At 72.8% G+C, this 1,057-nt stretch carries 1 pseudogene; it reads left to right on the plus strand.

The annotated features are described in order from the left end of the window. A pseudogene (locus DBR34_RS03160) lies at nucleotides 1–1,057 on the plus strand (UDP-N-acetylglucosamine-peptide N-acetylglucosaminyltransferase); the annotation flags it as partial.

Below are 1,057 nucleotides of genomic sequence, written 5' to 3' on the forward strand. Positions count from 1 at the left end.
TGCTCAACTGGCAGCGCCGGCTGTGCGACTGGCGCAACATCGACCGCCTGTCGGCACAGGTGCGCCAGGCCGTCGCGCAGGGCCAGGCCGCAGTGGAGCCGTTTGCGTTCCTGAGCGAAGACGGCAGTGCCGCCGAACAACTGGCCTGCGCGCGGCAACGCGCCGCGGCCATCAGCGCCAGCGTGCGGCCGTTGCCCGCCACCACCGTGCGCCGCCAGGGCCGCCTGCGTGTGGGCTTTCTGTCCAACGGCTTCGGCGCGCATCCCACCGGGCTGCTGATCGTGGCGCTGCTGGAACAGCTGGCCGCCGCCGGCCGCCTGGACCTGCACCTGTTCGCGCTGACCGCCAGCGATGGCAGCCCCCTGCGGGCACGCCTGCAGGCGGCCGCCACGCAGGTGCACGAGGTGGGCGCGCTGCCGCACCCGCAGGTCGCCGCGCGCATCCGGGACACCGCCATCGACGTGCTGTTCGACCTGCGCGGTTGGGGCGGCGGCGGTACCCCGCAGGTGCTGGCGATGCGCCCTGCCCCGGTGCAGGTGAACTGGCTGGCCTATCCGGGCACCTCCGGCGCGGACTGGATCGACCACGTGCTGGCCGACGCGTTCGTGCTGCCCGCGCCGCTGGTGGCCGGATTCAGTGAGCAGGTGCGGTACCTGCCACGGGCGTTCCAACCGTCGGACACCACCCGCGTGCTCGCCGCGCCGCCGTCGCGCGAAGACTGCGGACTGCCGGCACAGGGCGTGGTGCTGTGCTGCTTCAACAACAGCTACAAGCTCAATCCGCGCAGCGTGCAGCGCCTGTTCGCGGTGCTGCATGGGGTGCCCGGCAGCGTGCTGTGGCTGTTGTCCGGCCCGGGCAACGCCGATGCGCGGCTGCGCAGCGCGGCGCGCCAGGCGCAGCTGGATCCGGCACGGCTGGTGTTCATGCACAAGCTGCCGCACCCGGCGTACCTCGCGCGCTACCAGCACGCCGACCTGTTCCTGGACACCCACCCCTACAACGCACACACCACCGCGTCCGATGCCCTGTGGGCCGGCTGCCCGGTGCTGACCTGCCC

The sequence above is a fragment of the Stenotrophomonas sp. HMWF003 genome (assembly GCF_003061285.1).
In the GTDB taxonomy this organism is placed as follows: domain Bacteria; phylum Pseudomonadota; class Gammaproteobacteria; order Xanthomonadales; family Xanthomonadaceae; genus Stenotrophomonas; species Stenotrophomonas maltophilia_AP.